Annotated in this window: 16 protein-coding genes; 7 read left to right on the forward strand and 9 right to left on the reverse strand. The window is 71.6% G+C overall.

Annotated elements, in window-relative coordinates; all coding sequences use genetic code 11:
• Positions 1-41 precede the first annotated feature (41 nt).
• Together J5X86_RS48160 and serB are read left to right on the forward strand one after the other, a co-directional pair.
• The gene (locus J5X86_RS48160) at positions 42-1,499 is read left to right on the forward strand and encodes a streptophobe family protein (RefSeq protein WP_208522932.1); all 1,458 of its coding nucleotides are present in this window, start codon (positions 42-44) and stop codon (positions 1,497-1,499) included.
• A 124-nt stretch (positions 1,500-1,623) separates the two neighbouring features.
• Positions 1,624-2,859 carry a phosphoserine phosphatase SerB gene (gene serB, locus J5X86_RS48165; protein ID WP_208522933.1) on the forward strand — a complete coding sequence of 412 codons (1,236 nt, stop codon included), beginning with the start codon at positions 1,624-1,626 and terminating at the stop codon, positions 2,857-2,859.
• 183 nt (positions 2,860-3,042) lie between these two features.
• Here the strand turns inward: serB and J5X86_RS48170 are convergent, their stop codons facing one another.
• From J5X86_RS48170 to J5X86_RS48180, 4 genes are all read right to left on the reverse strand, one after another.
• The gene (locus tag J5X86_RS48170) at positions 3,043-3,561 is read right to left on the reverse strand and encodes a histidine phosphatase family protein (protein WP_208522934.1); all 519 of its coding nucleotides are present in this window, start codon (positions 3,559-3,561) and stop codon (positions 3,043-3,045) included.
• Between the two features lie 115 nt (positions 3,562-3,676).
• A complete protein-coding gene (locus J5X86_RS48175; RefSeq protein ID WP_208522935.1) occupies positions 3,677-3,895 on the reverse strand; it encodes a hypothetical protein in 219 nt (72 codons plus the stop codon).
• Positions 3,896-4,046: 151 nt separating this feature from the next.
• A complete protein-coding gene (locus J5X86_RS52310) occupies positions 4,047-4,163 on the reverse strand; it encodes an SGM_5486 family transporter-associated protein (RefSeq protein WP_014059746.1) in 117 nt (38 codons plus the stop codon).
• 83 nt (positions 4,164-4,246) lie between these two features.
• Positions 4,247-5,620, reverse strand: coding sequence for an MFS transporter (locus tag J5X86_RS48180; RefSeq protein ID WP_243983262.1), 1,374 nt, complete (start codon positions 5,618-5,620; stop codon positions 4,247-4,249).
• Between the two features lie 131 nt (positions 5,621-5,751).
• Between J5X86_RS48180 and J5X86_RS48185 the strand changes: the two genes are divergently transcribed.
• Entirely contained in the window at positions 5,752-6,426 is a 675-nt protein-coding gene (locus J5X86_RS48185) for a FadR/GntR family transcriptional regulator (protein WP_208522936.1), read from the forward strand.
• An 89-nt stretch (positions 6,427-6,515) separates the two neighbouring features.
• On the opposite strand, the gene J5X86_RS48190 is transcribed toward J5X86_RS48185, so the two are convergent.
• From J5X86_RS48190 to J5X86_RS48210, 5 genes are all read right to left on the reverse strand, one after another.
• Positions 6,516-6,848: a hypothetical protein gene (locus J5X86_RS48190; RefSeq protein WP_208522937.1), complete on the reverse strand. Its 333-nt coding sequence runs from the start codon at positions 6,846-6,848 to the stop codon at positions 6,516-6,518.
• Between the two features lie 200 nt (positions 6,849-7,048).
• Complete coding sequence (fabI, locus tag J5X86_RS48195) at positions 7,049-7,819, reverse strand: enoyl-ACP reductase FabI (protein ID WP_093460783.1); 771 nt, start codon at positions 7,817-7,819, stop codon at positions 7,049-7,051.
• 5 nt (positions 7,820-7,824) lie between these two features.
• The gene (gene fabG / locus J5X86_RS48200) at positions 7,825-8,529 is read right to left on the reverse strand and encodes a 3-oxoacyl-[acyl-carrier-protein] reductase (RefSeq protein WP_208522938.1); all 705 of its coding nucleotides are present in this window, start codon (positions 8,527-8,529) and stop codon (positions 7,825-7,827) included.
• Between the two features lie 304 nt (positions 8,530-8,833).
• The gene (locus tag J5X86_RS48205) at positions 8,834-9,712 is read right to left on the reverse strand and encodes an NmrA/HSCARG family protein (protein ID WP_208522939.1); all 879 of its coding nucleotides are present in this window, start codon (positions 9,710-9,712) and stop codon (positions 8,834-8,836) included.
• A 77-nt stretch (positions 9,713-9,789) separates the two neighbouring features.
• Entirely contained in the window at positions 9,790-10,860 is a 1,071-nt protein-coding gene (locus tag J5X86_RS48210; protein WP_208522940.1) for an alkene reductase, read from the reverse strand.
• A 283-nt stretch (positions 10,861-11,143) separates the two neighbouring features.
• Here J5X86_RS48210 and J5X86_RS48215 point away from each other — a divergent pair, with 283 nt between their 5' ends.
• The 4 genes from J5X86_RS48215 to J5X86_RS48230 form a co-directional block, all read left to right on the forward strand.
• Complete coding sequence (locus J5X86_RS48215; RefSeq protein ID WP_243983263.1) at positions 11,144-11,677, forward strand: MarR family winged helix-turn-helix transcriptional regulator; 534 nt, start codon at positions 11,144-11,146, stop codon at positions 11,675-11,677.
• Between the two features lie 155 nt (positions 11,678-11,832).
• Complete coding sequence (locus J5X86_RS48220) at positions 11,833-12,267, forward strand: SseB family protein (RefSeq protein ID WP_243983264.1); 435 nt, start codon at positions 11,833-11,835, stop codon at positions 12,265-12,267.
• Positions 12,254-12,778, forward strand: coding sequence for a hypothetical protein (locus J5X86_RS48225; protein ID WP_208522941.1), 525 nt, complete (start codon positions 12,254-12,256; stop codon positions 12,776-12,778). The genes J5X86_RS48220 and J5X86_RS48225 overlap by 14 nt, the downstream gene beginning before the upstream one ends.
• A partial coding sequence (locus J5X86_RS48230) for a putative T7SS-secreted protein (RefSeq protein WP_208522942.1) occupies positions 12,778-16,496 on the forward strand: 3,719 nt, incomplete at its 3' end. The genes J5X86_RS48225 and J5X86_RS48230, both read left to right, overlap by 1 nt.

Below are 16,496 nucleotides of genomic sequence, written 5' to 3' on the forward strand. Positions count from 1 at the left end.
TGGTTAATCCGGGCAACTCGCGACGATCGGGAGTCGGCGATATGAGCGCGAGCGGTGGCGGACGAGTGCCCTGGGGGCCCGCGCTGCTCGCCGCGATCGCGACCGTGAGCTGGGCGTTTCTGGCCATGGTGGGGATCGCCGCGCTCGGCCTGCATCTGATCGGCGCCGACCGTGCGGGCGCGCTCGGGCCGATGACCGCTGCGGCGACGGTGCTGGCGGTCGGCGGTTCCGTCACCCCGTCCGGCGATGTGGGCGTCTTCGGGCTGGAGGGCGCCCAGGCCCACGCCGCCATCGATATCGCGCCACTCGGGGTGAGCCTGGTCGGCGCACTGCTGCTGGGGTGGCTGTTCGTACGGTCGTTACGGGCCGCGGGGGCGGTGATCGGCCGCGCCGAACTCGCCGCGCGCGCGGGCCTCGTGGCCGTACTCTTCCTGCTGCTGCTCGCCGGGCTGACCTGGGTGGGCAACGATACGGTCACGATCGACGGCGCCACGCTCGTCCTGCCTGGCCTCGGCAGACAGCGCACCGAGCACGATCTGCTGAGCCGGCTCCCCGAGCAGCTCGGCGATATCGCGGACATCGGCGCCGGGCTGCTGCCGGACCGGCTGGCCGAGCTCGTCGACGCCAAGGCGTCCGTCGGCTTCACCGTGGCGGCCGGCCGCTCGGTGCTGGGCGGCGCGGTGTGGGTCGTCGCCGTCCTGCTGATCGCGCTGCTGGCCACGCGCCGCACCCCGCTGCCACCCGGCGGGCAGGCACTCCACCGCACGGTCCGGCCGGCGGTGTCAGCGCTGTGCGGAGTGCTGGTGCTCGCGGTCGGCGCGGGTCTGGTGGCCGGGATCTACGCGGCGGTCGGGGACGACCATCCGGGGCTGGTGCTCGGGTCGGCGCTGCTCGGCGCGCCCAACGGGGTGTGGATCGGCGTACCGCTGGGGCTGTTCGTCCCCTGGTACGGCAGGGCGAGCGGCGCGCTGAGGCAGGTGCTGCCCGACCCCGTGGACGATCTGCTCGCCGGGCCGGGCGGGGAGCCGCTCACGGTGGGGCGGCTGGCCGAGCTCGACGGCCGGGTCTGGCTGCTGGTGGTCGCGAGTGTGCTGCTGATGCTCGCCGCCGGGGTGCTCACCGCGGCCCGTACGCCCGTGGGGAGCTCCCGGCCGTTCGCCTTCGCGGGGTGGTGTGCGCTGCGGCTGGGTGTGGTGACCGCGCTCGCGCTGCCGCTGCTGGTGTGGCTGACCCGGGTCTCGGCGGGGGCGAGCCTGTCCGTGCTCGGCTTCGACGCCTTCGGGGCGGGGCTCGAGCTGTACGGAAACGCTCCGCTCGCGTGTGCGCTGGGCGCGGGGTGGGGCGCGGCGGCGGGAGCCGCCGGGGCGCTCGCGGCATGGGCCACGGGCGCGGCGCTCGCACGGCGGGACGACGGGGCGGCCGTGGGGCGGCGGGACGACGGGGGCGGGGGCGACGGGCACGGGAGGCCCGAAGGGCACGACGGCGGACGTCGCGCATGAAGCCGCCGATCATGCGAGGGGTGACGCCGCGGCGACCGGGACATGAACGTTCCGCCTCAAGCGGCCGTCCACGGTGCGGGCTGCCGCGCGCACCGCGGACAGGGCCGGATACGGTGGGAAGACCATGAGCACATCGCGGATCCCCCCTGCCACCGCCGTCCCGGACGACGACGATGTCCCCACGCTCCTTGTCAAGATCTTCGGCAAGGACCGCCCCGGTATCACCGCCGGGCTCTGCGACACTCTCGCCGCCTACGGCGTGCACATAGTGGACATAGAGCAGGTCGTCACCCGGGGCCGCATCGTGCTGTGCGTCCTGGTCACGGCCCCGACGGCCGACGGCGCTGAAGGTGATCTGCGGGCCACCGTGCACAGCTGGGCGGAGTCGATGCGGCTCCAGGCCGAGATCATCTCCGGCCGGGGCGACAACCGGCCGCGTGGCACCGGCCGGTCGCATGTCACCGTGCTGGGGAATCCGCTGACCGCCGAGTCGACCGCCGCCATCGCCTCCCGGATCACCGGCACCGGCGGCAACATCGACCGGATCTTCCGGCTGGCGAAGTATCCGGTGACGGCCGTGGAGTTCGAGGTGTCCGGCGCCGAGACGGAGCCGCTGCGCACCGCGCTGGCCATCGAGGCCGCCGACATCGGCGTCGATGTGGCCGTGGTGGCGTCGGGGCTGCAGCGCCGGGCGCAGCGCCTGGTGGTCATGGACGTGGACTCCACCCTGATCCAGGACGAGGTGATCGAGCTCTTCGCCGCGCATGCGGGCTGTGAGGCCGAGGTCGCCGAGGTCACGGCGCGGGCGATGCGCGGTGAGCTGGACTTCGAGCAGTCGCTGCACGCGCGGGTCGCGCTGCTGGCGGGGATCGACGAGTCCGTGGTGGAGAAGGTGCGCGCCGAGGTCCGGCTCACCCCCGGCGCCCGTACGCTGATCCGCACTCTGAAGCGTCTCGGCTATCAGGTGGGCGTGGTCTCCGGTGGCTTTACGCAGGTCACCGACGATCTCAAGGAGCGGCTGGGGCTGGACTTCGCCTCCGCCAACACCCTGGAGGTCGTGGACGGCAAGCTGACCGGCCGGGTGGTCGGCGAGGTGGTGGACCGGGCGGGCAAGGCCCGGCTGCTGCGGCGCTTCGCGGCCGAGGCGGGGGTGCCACTGGTGCAGACCGTCGCGATCGGCGACGGGGCCAACGACCTGGACATGCTGAACGCGGCCGGGCTGGGCGTCGCCTTCAACGCCAAGCCGGTAGTCCGGGAGGCCGCGCACACCGCCGTGAACGTGCCGTTCCTCGACACGGTGCTGTATCTGCTGGGCGTGACCCGCGAAGAGGTCGAGGCGGCGGACGCGCACGTGGACTGACCCGAGGGCCGAGGCGAGAACTCAGGCCGAGGACGGTGGCCGAAGGCTGACGGACCGAGAACTGACGACCGAAGGCTGACGGGCCCCGGCCCGGAACGCGCACCGGCCCCCGCTCCCGTACGACGGCGGAGCGGGGGCCGGTGCCCTGAGATCACGCCCGGGGGATCACCCGGGAATCGGGCATCAATCGTGGGGCGCCCAGAAGCTGGCGAGGCGCCCGCAGCCGATCTCGACCGACTTCCACGAGCCGCTGAAGGTCACGACGGCGAACGCGGAGGTGGGGAAGGCACCACGCTCCATACGCTCCCTGGCGCCCTCGTCGGCCTCGCCCGCCAGCGCGTCGGCGAGGCCGTGCATCCCGGGGTTGTGACCGACGACCAGCAGATCGGTGACGTCGTCCGCGGTCTCATTGATCACCTCGATGAGCTGACCGACCGGGGCGTCGTACAGCCGCTCCTCGTAGACGGTCTTGGGGCGGTGCGGCAGCTCGTGGACCACCAGCTTCCAGGTCTCACGGGTGCGCAGCGCGGTGGAGCAGAGGGTGAGTTCGGGGGTGAGACCGGCCTCCGCGATCCGGCGCCCGGCGATCGGGGCGTCATTGCGGCCGCGCTCCGCGAGCGGGCGCTCATGGTCGGCCACCTGGGGCCAGTCGGCCTTGGCGTGTCGAAGGAGGACAATCCTGCGGGGCACATCGACGCTCATGCGTCCCAGCTTCGCATGAATCGGTGCACGAGGCGCAGGGTGTTGGAACGACCTTGTCAAACGTGAGCACACCCGCGATACGGCGGACACGGCTGATCACCACCGCCTACGGTGGTCACGGTGCCGCGTCCCCGAAGGTCCGGTGCACCAACTCCACGACCTGCGAGATCGGTCCGGAGACGCCGCTCTCGGCATGGGCGTCGGTGGGCCCGGTGAGCAGGAGCAGCAGCGCCACGAAGGCCACGGTCGGGAGAACGACGGCCCACCACGGCAGCCGGACATCCATGCCGCTGTCCACCGGGTGTGCGGGCCGGGTACGTGTGCGGGCGGACATGGGATCGCCTCCGGGTCGCCGAACGTGTCGATGGTTCGACGGTACGGAGCGGGCGGGGCGGCTCCCATCCGGTGAGCCACCCACTTACCCCTGAGCCCAGCCCCCTAGGGGATGGTGGGGCCAGCCCCACCATCCGGTCCCCCGCCCAGGGTCAGGGCGAGGCGAGGGTGGCGATCACGCCGACGACCACGGTGATGCCCAGCATCACGCCGAGGATGATGAGGAGCTTCTTCTGGCCGTCCGGGGGGTTCTCATCGAGCACTGGCATGGCACCAGTCTCCCATCCCCCGTACGCGGCCCCGATCAGCCCCCGTACGCGACACGGATCAGCCCTCGTCCTCCCAACCTCGATCAGCCCTCGTCCTCAAGAGTGCGGTCGCGTCCGGCCAGTACGCCCGCGATGATCTGCGGCACCATGAACCCGGCCATCAGCGCGATGGGCTGTCCCCAGCCGCCGCTGTGCTGGTAGAGCACGCCGACCAGCAGCGGGCCCGGGATGGACAGCAGATAGCCGACGGACTGCGCGAAGGCCGACAGCCGGACCACGCCCGCGTGGGTCCTCGTCCGCATGCCGATCATGGTGAGGGCGAGCGGGAAGGCGCAGTTGGCGATGCCGAGCAGCAGGGCCCAGGCCCAGGCGCCGCCGGCCGGGGCCAGCCACAGCCCGGCGTAACCGGTGAGGCCGAAGACACCGAGGATGACGACCAGGACGCCCTGGTGCCGCAGCCGGGCGGCGATCCGCGGCAGGACGAAGGCGAGCGGCACGCCCATCGCCATCATCACGGCCAGCAGCAATCCGGAGGTGGAGGCGGAGACCCCCGCGTCCCGGAAGATCTGCGGCATCCAGCCCATGGAGATGTACGCGGCGGTGGCCTGGAAGCCGAAGAAGACGGCCATCGCCCAGGCGAGGGGGCTGCGGGTGATGCGGATCGCGGGCCCGTCGGCCGGGGCGGCGGTCTCGGCCGCGGCGACGCTCTCGGCCGTGGCCGGTGCGTCCGCGTCCGTACGGCCCGCCTCCTTACCGCCCGCCTCGGTACGAGTCGCCTCGGCGCCGTCCGCCCGCGAACCGCTCGTACGGTCGCGGGCGAGGAACAGCCACGCCACCAGCGCCACCGCGGCGAGCAGCGCCCACACCCCGAGGCCGGTCCGCCAGGAGCCGCCCAGCGCGTCGGTCATCGGCACGGTGACCGCCGCGGAGGCGGCCGTGCCCAGCGACAGACCCATCGAGTACAGCCCGGTCATCGAGCCGACCCGATCCGGGAACCAGCGCTTGACGATCACCGGCATCAGGACGTTGCTCACCGCGATCCCGGCCAGGGCGAGCGCGCTGGCCGCCAGGAAGGCCACGGTCCCGCCGGCCAGCGGACGCAGCAGCAGACCGGCGGCGATGGCGGCGAGCCCGGCGCAGACGATGGCCACCGGCCCCCAGCGTCGGGCCAGCCGGGGTGCGGTGAACCCGAAGAGCGCGAAACACGCCGCGGGCACGGAGGTGAGCACTCCGGCGACGGTGCCGCTCATCCCGAGGTCGGCGCGGACCTCTTCGAGCAGCGGACCGAGACTGGTGACGGCGGGGCGGAGATTGAGCGCGGCGAGAATGAGCCCTGCCGCCATGACGCGGCCTCGCCAGGGTGAGGCGGCGCGGCGCGGCGCTCCCGGTTCCGCCGGGTGGGGCGCGGAGTCGGCGGTGTCGAGCGTCGCGAGATCGTCAGACGGGGGCGTGTGCATGCCGACCATCATAGAATGATGGGATGAATGCCCGTCCAGTGGTGAGTAACCGCCCGGTAACGGCCTGACGGCATCATGGAAGGGCCCGTTCGCTCACCTCGGGCCACATCCGCCCCACGCACAGGAGAGTCATGCCGCTGACCTCGCCCCGGCGCTCCGCCCTCGCCGACCAGGTGATCGCCCAGCTGCGCGCCCAGATCACCTCGGGCGAATGGCCGGTGGGCTCGCGGATCCCCACCGAGCCCGAGCTGGTCGAGCAACTGGGGGTCGCGCGCAACACCGTGCGGGAGGCCGTACGTGCCCTCGCGCACAACGGGCTGCTGGACATCCGCCAGGGCTCGGGCACCTATGTGCTGGCGACCAGCGAACTGGCCGGGGTGATGCACCGCCGCTTCGCCGCCGCCGACCCCCGTCATGTGGCCGAGCTGCGCAGCGCCCTGGAGACCAAGGCCGCCCAGCTCGCCGCGGAGCGCCGCACCGAACAGGACCTCAAGCAACTGGACGCACAACTGGACCGGCGCGAGCTGGCCTGGGAGGCGGGCGATCCGGACGCGTTCGTCGAGGCGGACGCCACCTTGCACATGGCGGTCGTCGCCGCGTCGCACAACGATGTGCTGGCGGAGCTGTACGCGGATCTGGGCGCGGTCGTACGGGACTTCCTCCGCGCGGACGTGGACAGCGGGATGGGCCCGGACACGTATGTGGACCACGGACGGCTGGTGGAGGCGATCCGGGAGGGGGACGGGGAGCGGGCGGCGGGCGAGGCCAGCACCCACCCGTTCGGCTGCCGCTTCCGCGCGCGCTGAGCGAGCGACCGGCGGGCGCTGAGCGATCCGCGGGCACTGAGCGACCGGCGGCCGACCGAACGCAGGCGGCAGCCTTCGGGCGCGTGGGTTCAGCGCTCAGCGTGGTGGCTCACCCAGGCTTTCCGTATCTCCTTCCAGCAGCGCTCGGCGAGGTCCACGCGCTGGGCCGGGCCGACCTCCACCGGGCGGGCGTCCATGTCCGGATCCCACCAGCGGGCGCATTCGACATGCAGTTGCACCCGGTCGACGCGGGGGTTGGGGTTGAAGCAACTGGCCGTGGCGTGCGAGCCGCGGACCGAGGTGCTGCAGGCGGCCTCGCGCTTCCGGGGCCGTTCCTGCGCGGCGGAGCTGGAGGCGGCGATGACCAGACCCACCGTGGCGACGAGCAGCAGCGCGGCCGCGACACGGCGGGTCGTACGCATGCGGGACCTCCTCGGCCGTGCCGCTGGCGCCGGCGCTCCGGTGAGTCGGTTCGTCGTATGACTCCACAGTGCGCGTGTCCACCACCCGGACGCGCGTCCTGCTCCCCCGAACGGGTGAACGCACACGCGGAACGGCCGCCGCCCCGGACCCCCGGTTCGCAGGGGCGGGACGGCGGCCGTCGCGCGGAAACGCCGTGGGCTCAGGCACCCATCATGTGCACACCGCCGTCGACATGCACGATCTCGCCCGTGGTGCGCGGGAACCAGTCGGACAGCAGCGCGACGACGCCACGGCCGGCCGGCTCCGGGTCGGTCAGGTCCCAGCCGATCGGGGCCCGGTGGTTCCACACATCCGCGAGCTCCTCGAAGCCGGGGATGGACTTCGCGGCCATGGACTTGATCGGCCCGGCGGAGACCAGGTTGCAGCGCACGTTCTTCTCGCCCAGGTCGCGGGCGAGGTAGCGGCTGGTGGACTCCAGCGCGGCCTTGGCCACGCCCATCCAGTCGTACTTCGGCCAGGCGAACTGGGCGTCGAAGGTCAGGCCGACGATCGAGCCGCCGCGCGGCATCACCGGCAGGCACGCCATGGTGAGCGCCTTGAGGGAGTAGGCCGAGACGTGCACGGCCGTGCCGACGTCCTCCCAGCTGCCCTCGAGGAAGTTGAACGCGCCCTGCGGGCCGAAGGCGATGGAGTGCACCACACCGTCGAGGTCGACGCCCTCGCCCAGGTGCTCGCGCACCTTGTCGGCCAGGCCGTCCAGCTGCTCCTGGTTCTGCACGTCCAGCTCGATGACCGGGGCGGGCTTGGGCAGCCGCTTGGCGATCCGCTCGACGAGGGAGACCCGGCCGAAGCCGGTGAGGATGACCTCGGCGCCCTCCTCCTGGGCCAGCTTGGCGGCGTGGAAGGCGATGGACGCCTCGGTGATGACGCCCGTGACCAGGATGCGCTTGCCAGCGAGAATTCCACTCATGACGTTCAGTGACCCATGCCCAATCCGCCGTCGACAGGGATGACGGCTCCAGTGATGTACGCGGCCTCGTCGGAGGCCAGGAAGCGGACCGAGGCGGCGATCTCCTCGGGCTGCGCGTAACGCGCGAGCGGTACCTGCTTCACGATGTTCTCGCGCTGTTCGTCGTTGAGCGCGCGCGTCATGTCCGTGTCGACGAAACCGGGCGCGACCACATTGACGGTGATGTTGCGCGAGCCCAGCTCACGGGCGAGGGAGCGGGCGAAGCCCACCAGGCCCGCCTTGGACGCGGCGTAGTTCGCCTGACCGGCCGAACCCATCAGCCCGACGACCGACGAGATCAGCACCACGCGCCCCTTACGGGCTCGCAGCATCCCCCGGTTGGCCCGCTTGACCACGCGGAACGTGCCGGTGAGGTTGGTCTCGAGGACGGTGGCGAAGTCCTCCTCGGACATCCGCATCAGCAGCTGGTCGCGGGTGACCCCGGCGTTGGCCACCAGGACCTCGACCGCGCCGTGCTTCTCCTCGATCTCCTTGTACGCCTGCTCGACCTGCTCCGGCTCGGTGATGTCGCACTTGAGCGCGAGGAAGTCGGCCGGCGGCTCGCCGGACCGGTAGGTGATGGCGACCTTGTCGCCAGCATCGGCGAAGGCACGGGCGATGGCGAGGCCGATGCCGCGGTTGCCTCCGGTGACGAGAACCGAGCGGCTCAAGGGACCACCTTCTCTTGTCGATCTCTGTCGACGGCTGTCGATGTCTGTCGGTGTCTGTCGGCGTGCGTCGGTGTCTGTCGGCGTCTGTCGATGTGACGTGCCGGGACGATTCACGGCGCGCGCCGACTCCTACCCCCGCAAACTATCGGTCCAAGGCCGCCGAGGAGGAATCGGGCGCCCACAGGGGCGTGTGTCCCTCCCTGTCGACTTCCTACAGAAACGCCGTGGCCGCGGGCCCTCGGGGCGCGTCACGCCCGGACCGGCCACCCCGGGTCCGCCGGGGTGGCCGGTCCGGGCCCTGGGGCTACTGGGCGGCGGGGGCGGTCCATGACCGGCGGGCCCAGGTCTCCAGGGTGGTCAGCTCGGGGTGCTGAGCGCGCAGGGCGGGGATGTCCGCCCGGTAGCCGTGGTCGTTGAACCAGGCGAACATGGCGCCCATCTCGGAGCCGGCCTGCCGCAGCCGATCGAGATCCTGCTCCTCGAAGCGGGTGGGAATGCCCGAGACCTTCTCGAACACCTCGGCCAGCTGCGGACCGGTGAGCTCCTCGGAGGCCAGCTCGAGCCGGCTGCCGATGTACTCCTCGGGGTGGTCGAAGGCGTCGGCGGCGAACAGGCCGATGTCCTCGGGGGCGATCATCTGCAGTGCCGTCCCGGGCTTCAGGGCCAGGCTGACCACGAGCCCGTCCGCGTCGCGGACGGGGCCCATGAAGGCGAAATTGTTGATGAAGTAGGTCGGGCGCAGCATGGTCGCGGGCAGCCCGAGGCCGACGATGTGCTTCTCGATACGGGCCTTGCTGTCGAAGTGCGGCACTCCGGAGTTGCGCTCGGCGCCGCCGACCGAGCCGTAGACGAGGTGTTCCACCTCGGCCCGTGCCGCGGCCTCGGCGACCGCGCGGCCCTGCCGCTCCTCGGCCTCGATCCCGCCGGGACCCATGAAGGTCTGCACGCTGTAGACCCCGTACACACCGCTCAACGCGGCGTCCAGCGAACGCGGGTCGTCGAGGTCGCCCGAGACGACCTCGGCGCCCGCCGCGGCCAGCTCCTGTGCCTTCGCCGAGTGCGGGTCGCGGGTCAGCCCGCGCACCGGGTGGCCCCGGCGGAGCAGCTCGCGGGCGACGGAGCCGCCCTGGTTGCCGGTCGCGCCCAGGACCAGAATGGTCCGCTTGTCGTGGTGGGTGGTCATGTTCGCTCTCCTCTTTCGCGGTTCAGCTGATCGTGTTCGGTCAGGTATGCGGATCGGATGCGGACTCTGATCGCGGCTCAGCCGAGGGCGGGGTAGTCGGTGTAGCCGCGGTGGTCGCCGCCGAAGTAGGTGGCGCGTTCGGGGGTGTTGAACGGGCCGTCGGCGGCCAGGCGGGCCGGAAGGTCGGGGTTGGCCAGGAACAGCGCGCCGAAGGCGAGCAGGTCCGCCGTACCGTCCGCCACCAGGATCAGCTCGCCCGGCCCGGTCGGATCGTCGCCGGTGGACGGGTTGAGGACGAGGGTGCCGGGCCACTCCTTGCGCAGCCGTACGGTCAGGTCGCGTACGCCCGGGGCCTCCATCTGGTGCAGATAGGCCAGGCCCAGCGGGGCCAGCCGGGCCACCAGGGCGCCGTAGGTCTCCTGGAGGTCGTCCTCGGCGATGTCGTTGACGGGGTTCCCGGGCGAGATGCGGAAGCCGACCTTCTCGCCGCCGATGGCCCCGGCCACCGCGGCCGCCACCTCGGCGCCGAAGCGGATGCGGCCGTCGACCGAGCCGCCCCAGGCGTCGGTGCGCCGGTTGGCGTTGGGGGCGAGGAACTGGTGGACCAGGTAGCCGTTCGCCCCATGGATCTCCACGCCGTCGAACCCGGCCGCGATCGCGTTGCGCGCCGCGGCCGCGAAGTCGTCGATGGTCTGCGCGATCTCGGCCTCGGTCAGCGCCTTGGGGGTGACGAAGTCCTTGGGGCCGTCGTGGGTGAACACCTTCCCCTGCGGCGTCACGGCCGAGGGGCCGACCGGCACCAGGCCGTTGGGCAGCAGGCTGGGGTGGCCGATCCGGCCGGCGTGCATGAGCTGCGCGAAGATCACCCCGCCCGCGCGGTGCACGGCGTCGGTCACCTTCCGCCAGGCCGCGATCTGCTCGGCGGAGTGCAGGCCCGGGGTGTCGGGGTAGCCCTGTCCGATCACCGAGGGCTGGATCCCCTCGGTGACGATCAGCCCGGCACTCGCCCGCTGCGCGTAGTAGGTCGCGGTCAGATCGGTCGGGCTCGTGCCCGGGCCGTAGGCGCGGCTGCGGGTCATCGGGGACATCACGATGCGGTTGGCCAGGCGGGTGCCGCCCAGGTCGTACGAGTCGAATGCCGTCGTCATGATCACTTTCCTAGTTCGACGTGGAGGCCGCCGTGAGGTGCGGCGCGCCGCTGTCCTGGTGTTCATCACACCATTGACTGTCCGAACAAGTAAATCGCGATGCCGCATTCCCGATCGATCGTGAGCCACATCACTGCTGAGTGATCGACCCAGGCAGCAGACCGTACGCACGGTACGACCGGAGCGCACATCACAGCGCCCAGTGCATTCCTGCCCGAGCAGCAATACACCGAGGGAGACAGTAGGATCAAGGTGACCAAGCAGCAGGAAAGGCGAGTAAGAGATGACGCAGTCCACGCCGGAGGCCGGGAACAGCACCGTGGGGATGGGACAGGAGGCCACCGTCCCGATGCCGGGCGCCGCCAGAGGCGGGCCGGTCAGCCATGCGATCTTTCGCCTGGCCCGCCTGCACCGCATGTTCGCGGGACAGCTACTGCGCCGCATCGGCCTGCACCCGGGCCAGGAGCTGGTGATGATGCATCTGTGGGAACTCGGCCCCCAGCGCCAGGCCGACCTGGTGCGGCTGATGGACTCCGACGCCGCCACCATGACCCGCACCGTCCGGCGCCTGGAACAGGCCGGCTTCGTCCGCCGTCGGCCCTCCCCCACCGACAAGCGCGCCTCGCTCATCGAGCCCACAGCGGCCAGCCACGCGCTGCGCCGTGAGGTGGAGCGGGTCTGGAGTCAGCTCGAGGAGATCTCGACGGCGGGCCTCTCGGACGACGAAAGCACCGCGGCCCTGCGCACTCTGGAGCACCTGGAGCAGAACCTCGTACGCGCCACCGCCGAACACGCGGGCGCGGAAACGGCGGACTAGCACTCAGCGGACGGAAGCCATCGACGTCCTGGAACGCATCGGGTCGGCGACTGCGAGGAGCGGCGCGTCGATTACGGAAGGTGTCGGTCACCCGTGCGAAGATGACCCTCATGTTTGGGGGAGGGGACGGTAGGCCGCCTGCTCAGGGCGGCAAAATGACGCTGGCAGAGCTCGTCCGCCAGGAGACCGCCGCGCGGATGACGGAGCACGAGAAGTGGGCGGCGCTGCGGACGGCGCGGCTGTACTTCCAGCGCCCGGAGCACCCGGGCTTCCTGATCTCGGAGACCGCCGAAGGCGGCCCGCTGGTCCCGGTCTTCACCTCGCTCGAAGGGCTCGCGCTCTTCGCGGGGGCGTGCGGCTGGGCGTCCACGACGGTCGAGGACCTGGTGGACCTGCTGCCCGAGGGCGTACGGGCGTTGGTGGATCCGCTGGGTGAGCGCCCCTTCCTGCTGGACGCGCGGACGCTGCGCGACGCGGAGGACCGGGACGCCGACGCCCGGGAAGCCGGGGACCAGGAAGCCGACGCCCGGGAAGCCGGGGACCAGGAAGCGGAAAGCCACAGCGAGGGGGCTGACGGTGGCGGATCCTGACGCGCGGAATGTGAACCGCGCCCCCAGCGAGGGCGGCGAACACGGCAAATACGGCGGAAACGAAGGCGCCGACGGCTACAAGATCGAGATCGCCTCCGTAAGAGGCCTGATCGCCCCGCTGGAGGAGTCGGTCGTCGGGGCCCGCGCCGTGAAGAACGGCCAGGAGAAGCTGACGGGCTACCTCCAGCACTGCGGCGCGCCCGAACTCCTGGAATCCGGCAAGGGATTCCTCAAGGAGTGGGGCTTCGGCATGGGGGAACTGGCCGATCACGCGGATGCGGTCGTGGAGCGGCTGTACGAGGCGGTGGCCGGGTACATGCTGGCGGATCTGCTGCGGGTGAAGGACTTCTGGCCCTCGGACGAGAACATGGCCAAGCTCCCCTCGGGGGGCGCGGCGAGCAAGTGGTCCTGGGAGCACGTGGGCGCGCCCGAGATGGAGAAGCGCCCGGAGGAGACGGGGTTGTCGAAGTTCTCGCGCAAGCTGCTGAGTGAGTACGAGGACGAGTCCTGATGGGCGATCCGGACGCGGGGCGGGCTCCGCAGATACGGATACCGGTGGACGCCAAGCCCAAGGACCTGATCCCCGGCAATCCGGACGACATCGACGACCTGGTGCTGGAGCTGCGCGCGTATGCGGGCGCCTTCCAGGACGGCAAGGACAAGCTCAGGCCGCTGGAGCTGGCGGACTGGTCGGGCAAGGGCGCGAGCGAGTTCCGTAAGTCGGTCGACCGGCTGCCGAAGGAACTGACCTCGGGCCACGACCAGTTCACCCATGCGGCGAGCGCGCTGGCGGCGTACGCGACCAAGCTGCGGTCGGTGCAGAAGCGCTGTGAGCCGATCATCGAGGACGCGGACGCGGCACGGGCGGCGTCCAAGGCGCACAACACGAAGGTCGAGACGTACGACGACGCGGTGAAGCGCGGCGACGAGCAGTTACCGGACCGGCCTTCGGAGACCGATCCCGGCATCGCCGCGATGGAGTCGTGTGTCGGTCGGCTGGACAAGCTGATCGAGGAGTTGCAGCTGGTCGTCGACGCGTCGAAGAAGAAGATCGACAAGGCGGCGGAGAAGGCCCCCAACAAGCCGAGCAATTGGCAGAAGGTCGGGGACAGCTTCAAGGACGGGCTGTGGAAGGTCCACCACGGCATCCTGAGCCTGGGCGAGATCCCGGCCTCGATCGCCAAGGGCGACGGCAAGGGCCTGGCGATGCAGCTGGCCGGCATGGCGGACGGCGCGGCGTACGCGGCCCAGCACCCCAAGGAGTTCGCCAAGGCGGTCACGAACTGGGACCTGTGGTCCAAGGACCCGCTGCGCGCGGCGGGCGAGATCACCCCGTCGCTGCTGCTGGCCCTGGCCACGGGCGGCGCGAGCGCGCTGCGCAAGGAGCTCCGGACGGGCCAGAACGCCGCGCAGCGGCTGGCGCTCCGTAAGAGGGTCCTGGGCCGGGACGGCGAGGCGTCGGGCCGGGCGGACAGTGAGGGCACGCACGACCGGCATACGCACGACAGGGACTGCGAGGACGACCCGGTCGATGTCGCCACCGGCGAGATGGTCATGCCGGCCACGGACGTGTCCCTGCCCGGGGCACTCCCCCTGGTCCTGGAGCGCACCTTCGTCTCCGGGCACACCTGCGGCGGCTGGTTCGGCCGCACCTGGGCCGCCACGCTCGACCAGCGGCTGGAGCTGGACGCGGACGGGATCGTGTTCGTCACGGCCGACGGCATGGTGCTGCGCTACGGGGTGCCGACGCCCGGGGAGGACACATATCCGGCGCGGGGCCCGCGCTGGCCCCTGCGCTGGGACGGCGTGGCGGGCGGCACGATGCGGATCGAGATCCCCGAGCGGGCCCGCACGCTGCACTTCACCCCGCTGGGCGGCGACGCCAATGAGCTCCCTCTCGAGGTGATCGAGGACCGCAATGGCCGGTCCATCACGTTCACCTACGACGAGGAGGGCACCCCGCGCGAGGTGGCGCACTCCGGCGGGTATCGCATCGCGATCGACACGGATCCGGAGCTCGCGCGCATCACCGGGCTGCGGCTCCTGGGCGTCGGTGCCGCCGAGGGGGGCACCACGCTGGTCTCCTTCGGCTACAACGGCGCGGGCGACCTGACCGAGGTCTTCAACTCCGCCGACGAGCCGATGCGGTTCACCTACGACGACCAGCACCGCGTCACCTCATGGACCGACCGCAACGGCACCAGCTTCGGGTACGTCTACGACCACCGGGGCCGGGTGCTGCGCACCATCGGCTCGGACGACATGATGACCGGCCGCTTCCACTACGACGAGGCGTCCCGCACCACCGTCTACACGGACTCGCTCGGCCACCGCATCACATACGTCTTCGACGAGGCGTACCGGGCGGTGTCCCGCACCGACGCGCTGGGCCACACCACGCACACCGAGTGGGACCCGGAGACGCGCCGCCTGCCGCTGTCGGTGACGGACCCGCTGGGCCACACCACGCGCTACGCGTACGACGACTCCGGCAACCTGATACGCGTCGACCGCCCGGACGGCACGGCGGCCACGGCCACGTACGACGGGGATGGCCGGCCGCTGGAGGTGTGCGAACCGGACGGCGCGGTGTGGCGCCACGCGTACGACGACCGGGGCAACCGCGTACGGACGACGGACCCCATGGGCGCGGAGACGCACTACGCGTATGACGAGTCGGGGAACCTGACCTCGGTCGTCGATCCGCTGGGCCACACCACCCGGGTCGTGTGCGACGCGGCGGGCCTCCCGGTCGAGGTCACCGATGCATTGGGCAACACGACCGCCGTCCGCCGGGGCACCCATGGCCGCATCACCCGCGTCACCGATCCCCTGGGCCACGTCACCCGCCAAGGCTGGACGATCGAGGGCAAGCCCGCCTGGCGCACCCGGCCGGACGGCAGCCGCGAGACGTGGACCTGGGACGCCGAGGGCAACCTCACCGAACACACCGACCCGGCGGGCAACACCACCCGCCACACCCACACCCACTTCGACCTCCCGGCGACGCGGACGGACCCGGACGGGGCGGAGTACGCCTTCACGTACGACACCGAGCTGCGCCTGACGGCGGTGACGAATCCGCAGGGCCGGACGTGGACGTACACGTATGACGGAGCGGGCCAGGTCACGGCTGAGACGGACTTCAACGGCCGCACGCTGTCGTACGAGCACGACGCGGCGGGCCGCCTGATATCCCGGGAGAACGGTGCGGGCGAAGCCCTGGCGTACACGCGCGACGCGCTGGGCCGCACGGTCTCGACGCGCACGGCGGACGGCGCGGCGACGACGTTCGCGTACGACGCGGTGGGCCGCCTGACGCGGGCGGCGAACCCGGACACGGACCTGCACCGCACATATGACGCGCGAGGGCGCGTCCTGACCGAGACGGTGGGCGGTCGTCGCACGACGGCGTACGGATACGACGCGGCGGGCAACCGCACCGAGCGGATCACGCCGAGCGGCCTGCGGTCGGCGTGGACGTACGACGCGGTCGGCCGCCCGATGTCCCTCACCACGGCGGACAACTCCCTGCGCTTCGCCTACGACGCGGCGGGGCGGGAAACGTCCCGCACCTTCGGCGACGGCGTAAGCCTGACCCAGACCTGGGACAGCCTGGACCGTCTGACGACCCAAGCCCTGACCCACGACGCCTCCGGCGCGGCCGGGGCGCTGCTCCAACACCGGGCATACGCCTACCGCCCGGACGACCACCTCACCGAAATCCGCGAACTGACGTCCGGCACCCGCCGCTTCGACCTCGACCCGGTCGGCCGTGTGACGTCGGTCCACGCCCACGGCTGGACCGAGACCTACGCCTACGACGCGGCGGGCAACCTCACGCACGCCACGGCCCCTGACCACGAGGCGTCCGGCGACCGCGAATTCACCGGCACGGTGATCCACCGCGCGGGCCGCACAAAGTATGAACACGACGCCCAGGGCCGCCTGACCCGCCGCACCCGCAAGCTACTGAACGGCCAGACCCGCACCTGGACCTACACCTGGAACGCGGAAGACCGCCTCACCGACGCGACGACGCCGGACGGCGAGCGCTGGCACTACATGTACGACCCGCTGGGCCGCCGCACCGCCAAGCAGCGGCTGGCGAAGGACGGCACGGTCGCCGAATCGGTGGACTTCACCTGGGACGGCACGAGGCTGACGGAACAAGTCACACCGGAGGGCGCGGCAACAACCTGGGACTACGCCCCAGGAACCCACCGCCC

This window comes from Streptomyces sp. NEAU-YJ-81 (assembly GCF_017592595.1).
Taxonomy (GTDB): Bacteria; Actinomycetota; Actinomycetes; order Streptomycetales; family Streptomycetaceae; genus Streptomyces; species Streptomyces hygroscopicus_B.

Coding starts and splice junctions, on each gene's coding strand:
- J5X86_RS48160 (WP_208522932.1), top strand. CDS start 42: ATGAGCGCGAGCGGTGGCGGACGAGTGCCCTGGGGGCCCGCGCTGCTC.
- serB (WP_208522933.1), top strand. CDS start 1,624: ATGAGCACATCGCGGATCCCCCCTGCCACCGCCGTCCCGGACGACGAC.
- J5X86_RS48170 (WP_208522934.1), bottom strand. CDS start 3,561: ATGAGCGTCGATGTGCCCCGCAGGATTGTCCTCCTTCGACACGCCAAG.
- J5X86_RS48175 (WP_208522935.1), bottom strand. CDS start 3,895: ATGTCCGCCCGCACACGTACCCGGCCCGCACACCCGGTGGACAGCGGC.
- J5X86_RS52310 (WP_014059746.1), bottom strand. CDS start 4,163: ATGCCAGTGCTCGATGAGAACCCCCCGGACGGCCAGAAGAAGCTCCTC.
- J5X86_RS48180 (WP_243983262.1), bottom strand. CDS start 5,620: ATGCACACGCCCCCGTCTGACGATCTCGCGACGCTCGACACCGCCGAC.
- J5X86_RS48185 (WP_208522936.1), top strand. CDS start 5,752: ATGCCGCTGACCTCGCCCCGGCGCTCCGCCCTCGCCGACCAGGTGATC.
- J5X86_RS48190 (WP_208522937.1), bottom strand. CDS start 6,848: ATGCGTACGACCCGCCGTGTCGCGGCCGCGCTGCTGCTCGTCGCCACG.
- fabI (WP_093460783.1), bottom strand. CDS start 7,819: ATGAGTGGAATTCTCGCTGGCAAGCGCATCCTGGTCACGGGCGTCATC.
- J5X86_RS48205 (WP_208522939.1), bottom strand. CDS start 9,712: ATGACCACCCACCACGACAAGCGGACCATTCTGGTCCTGGGCGCGACC.
- J5X86_RS48210 (WP_208522940.1), bottom strand. CDS start 10,860: ATGACGACGGCATTCGACTCGTACGACCTGGGCGGCACCCGCCTGGCC.
- J5X86_RS48215 (WP_243983263.1), top strand. CDS start 11,144: ATGACGCAGTCCACGCCGGAGGCCGGGAACAGCACCGTGGGGATGGGA.
- J5X86_RS48220 (WP_243983264.1), top strand. CDS start 11,833: ATGACGCTGGCAGAGCTCGTCCGCCAGGAGACCGCCGCGCGGATGACG.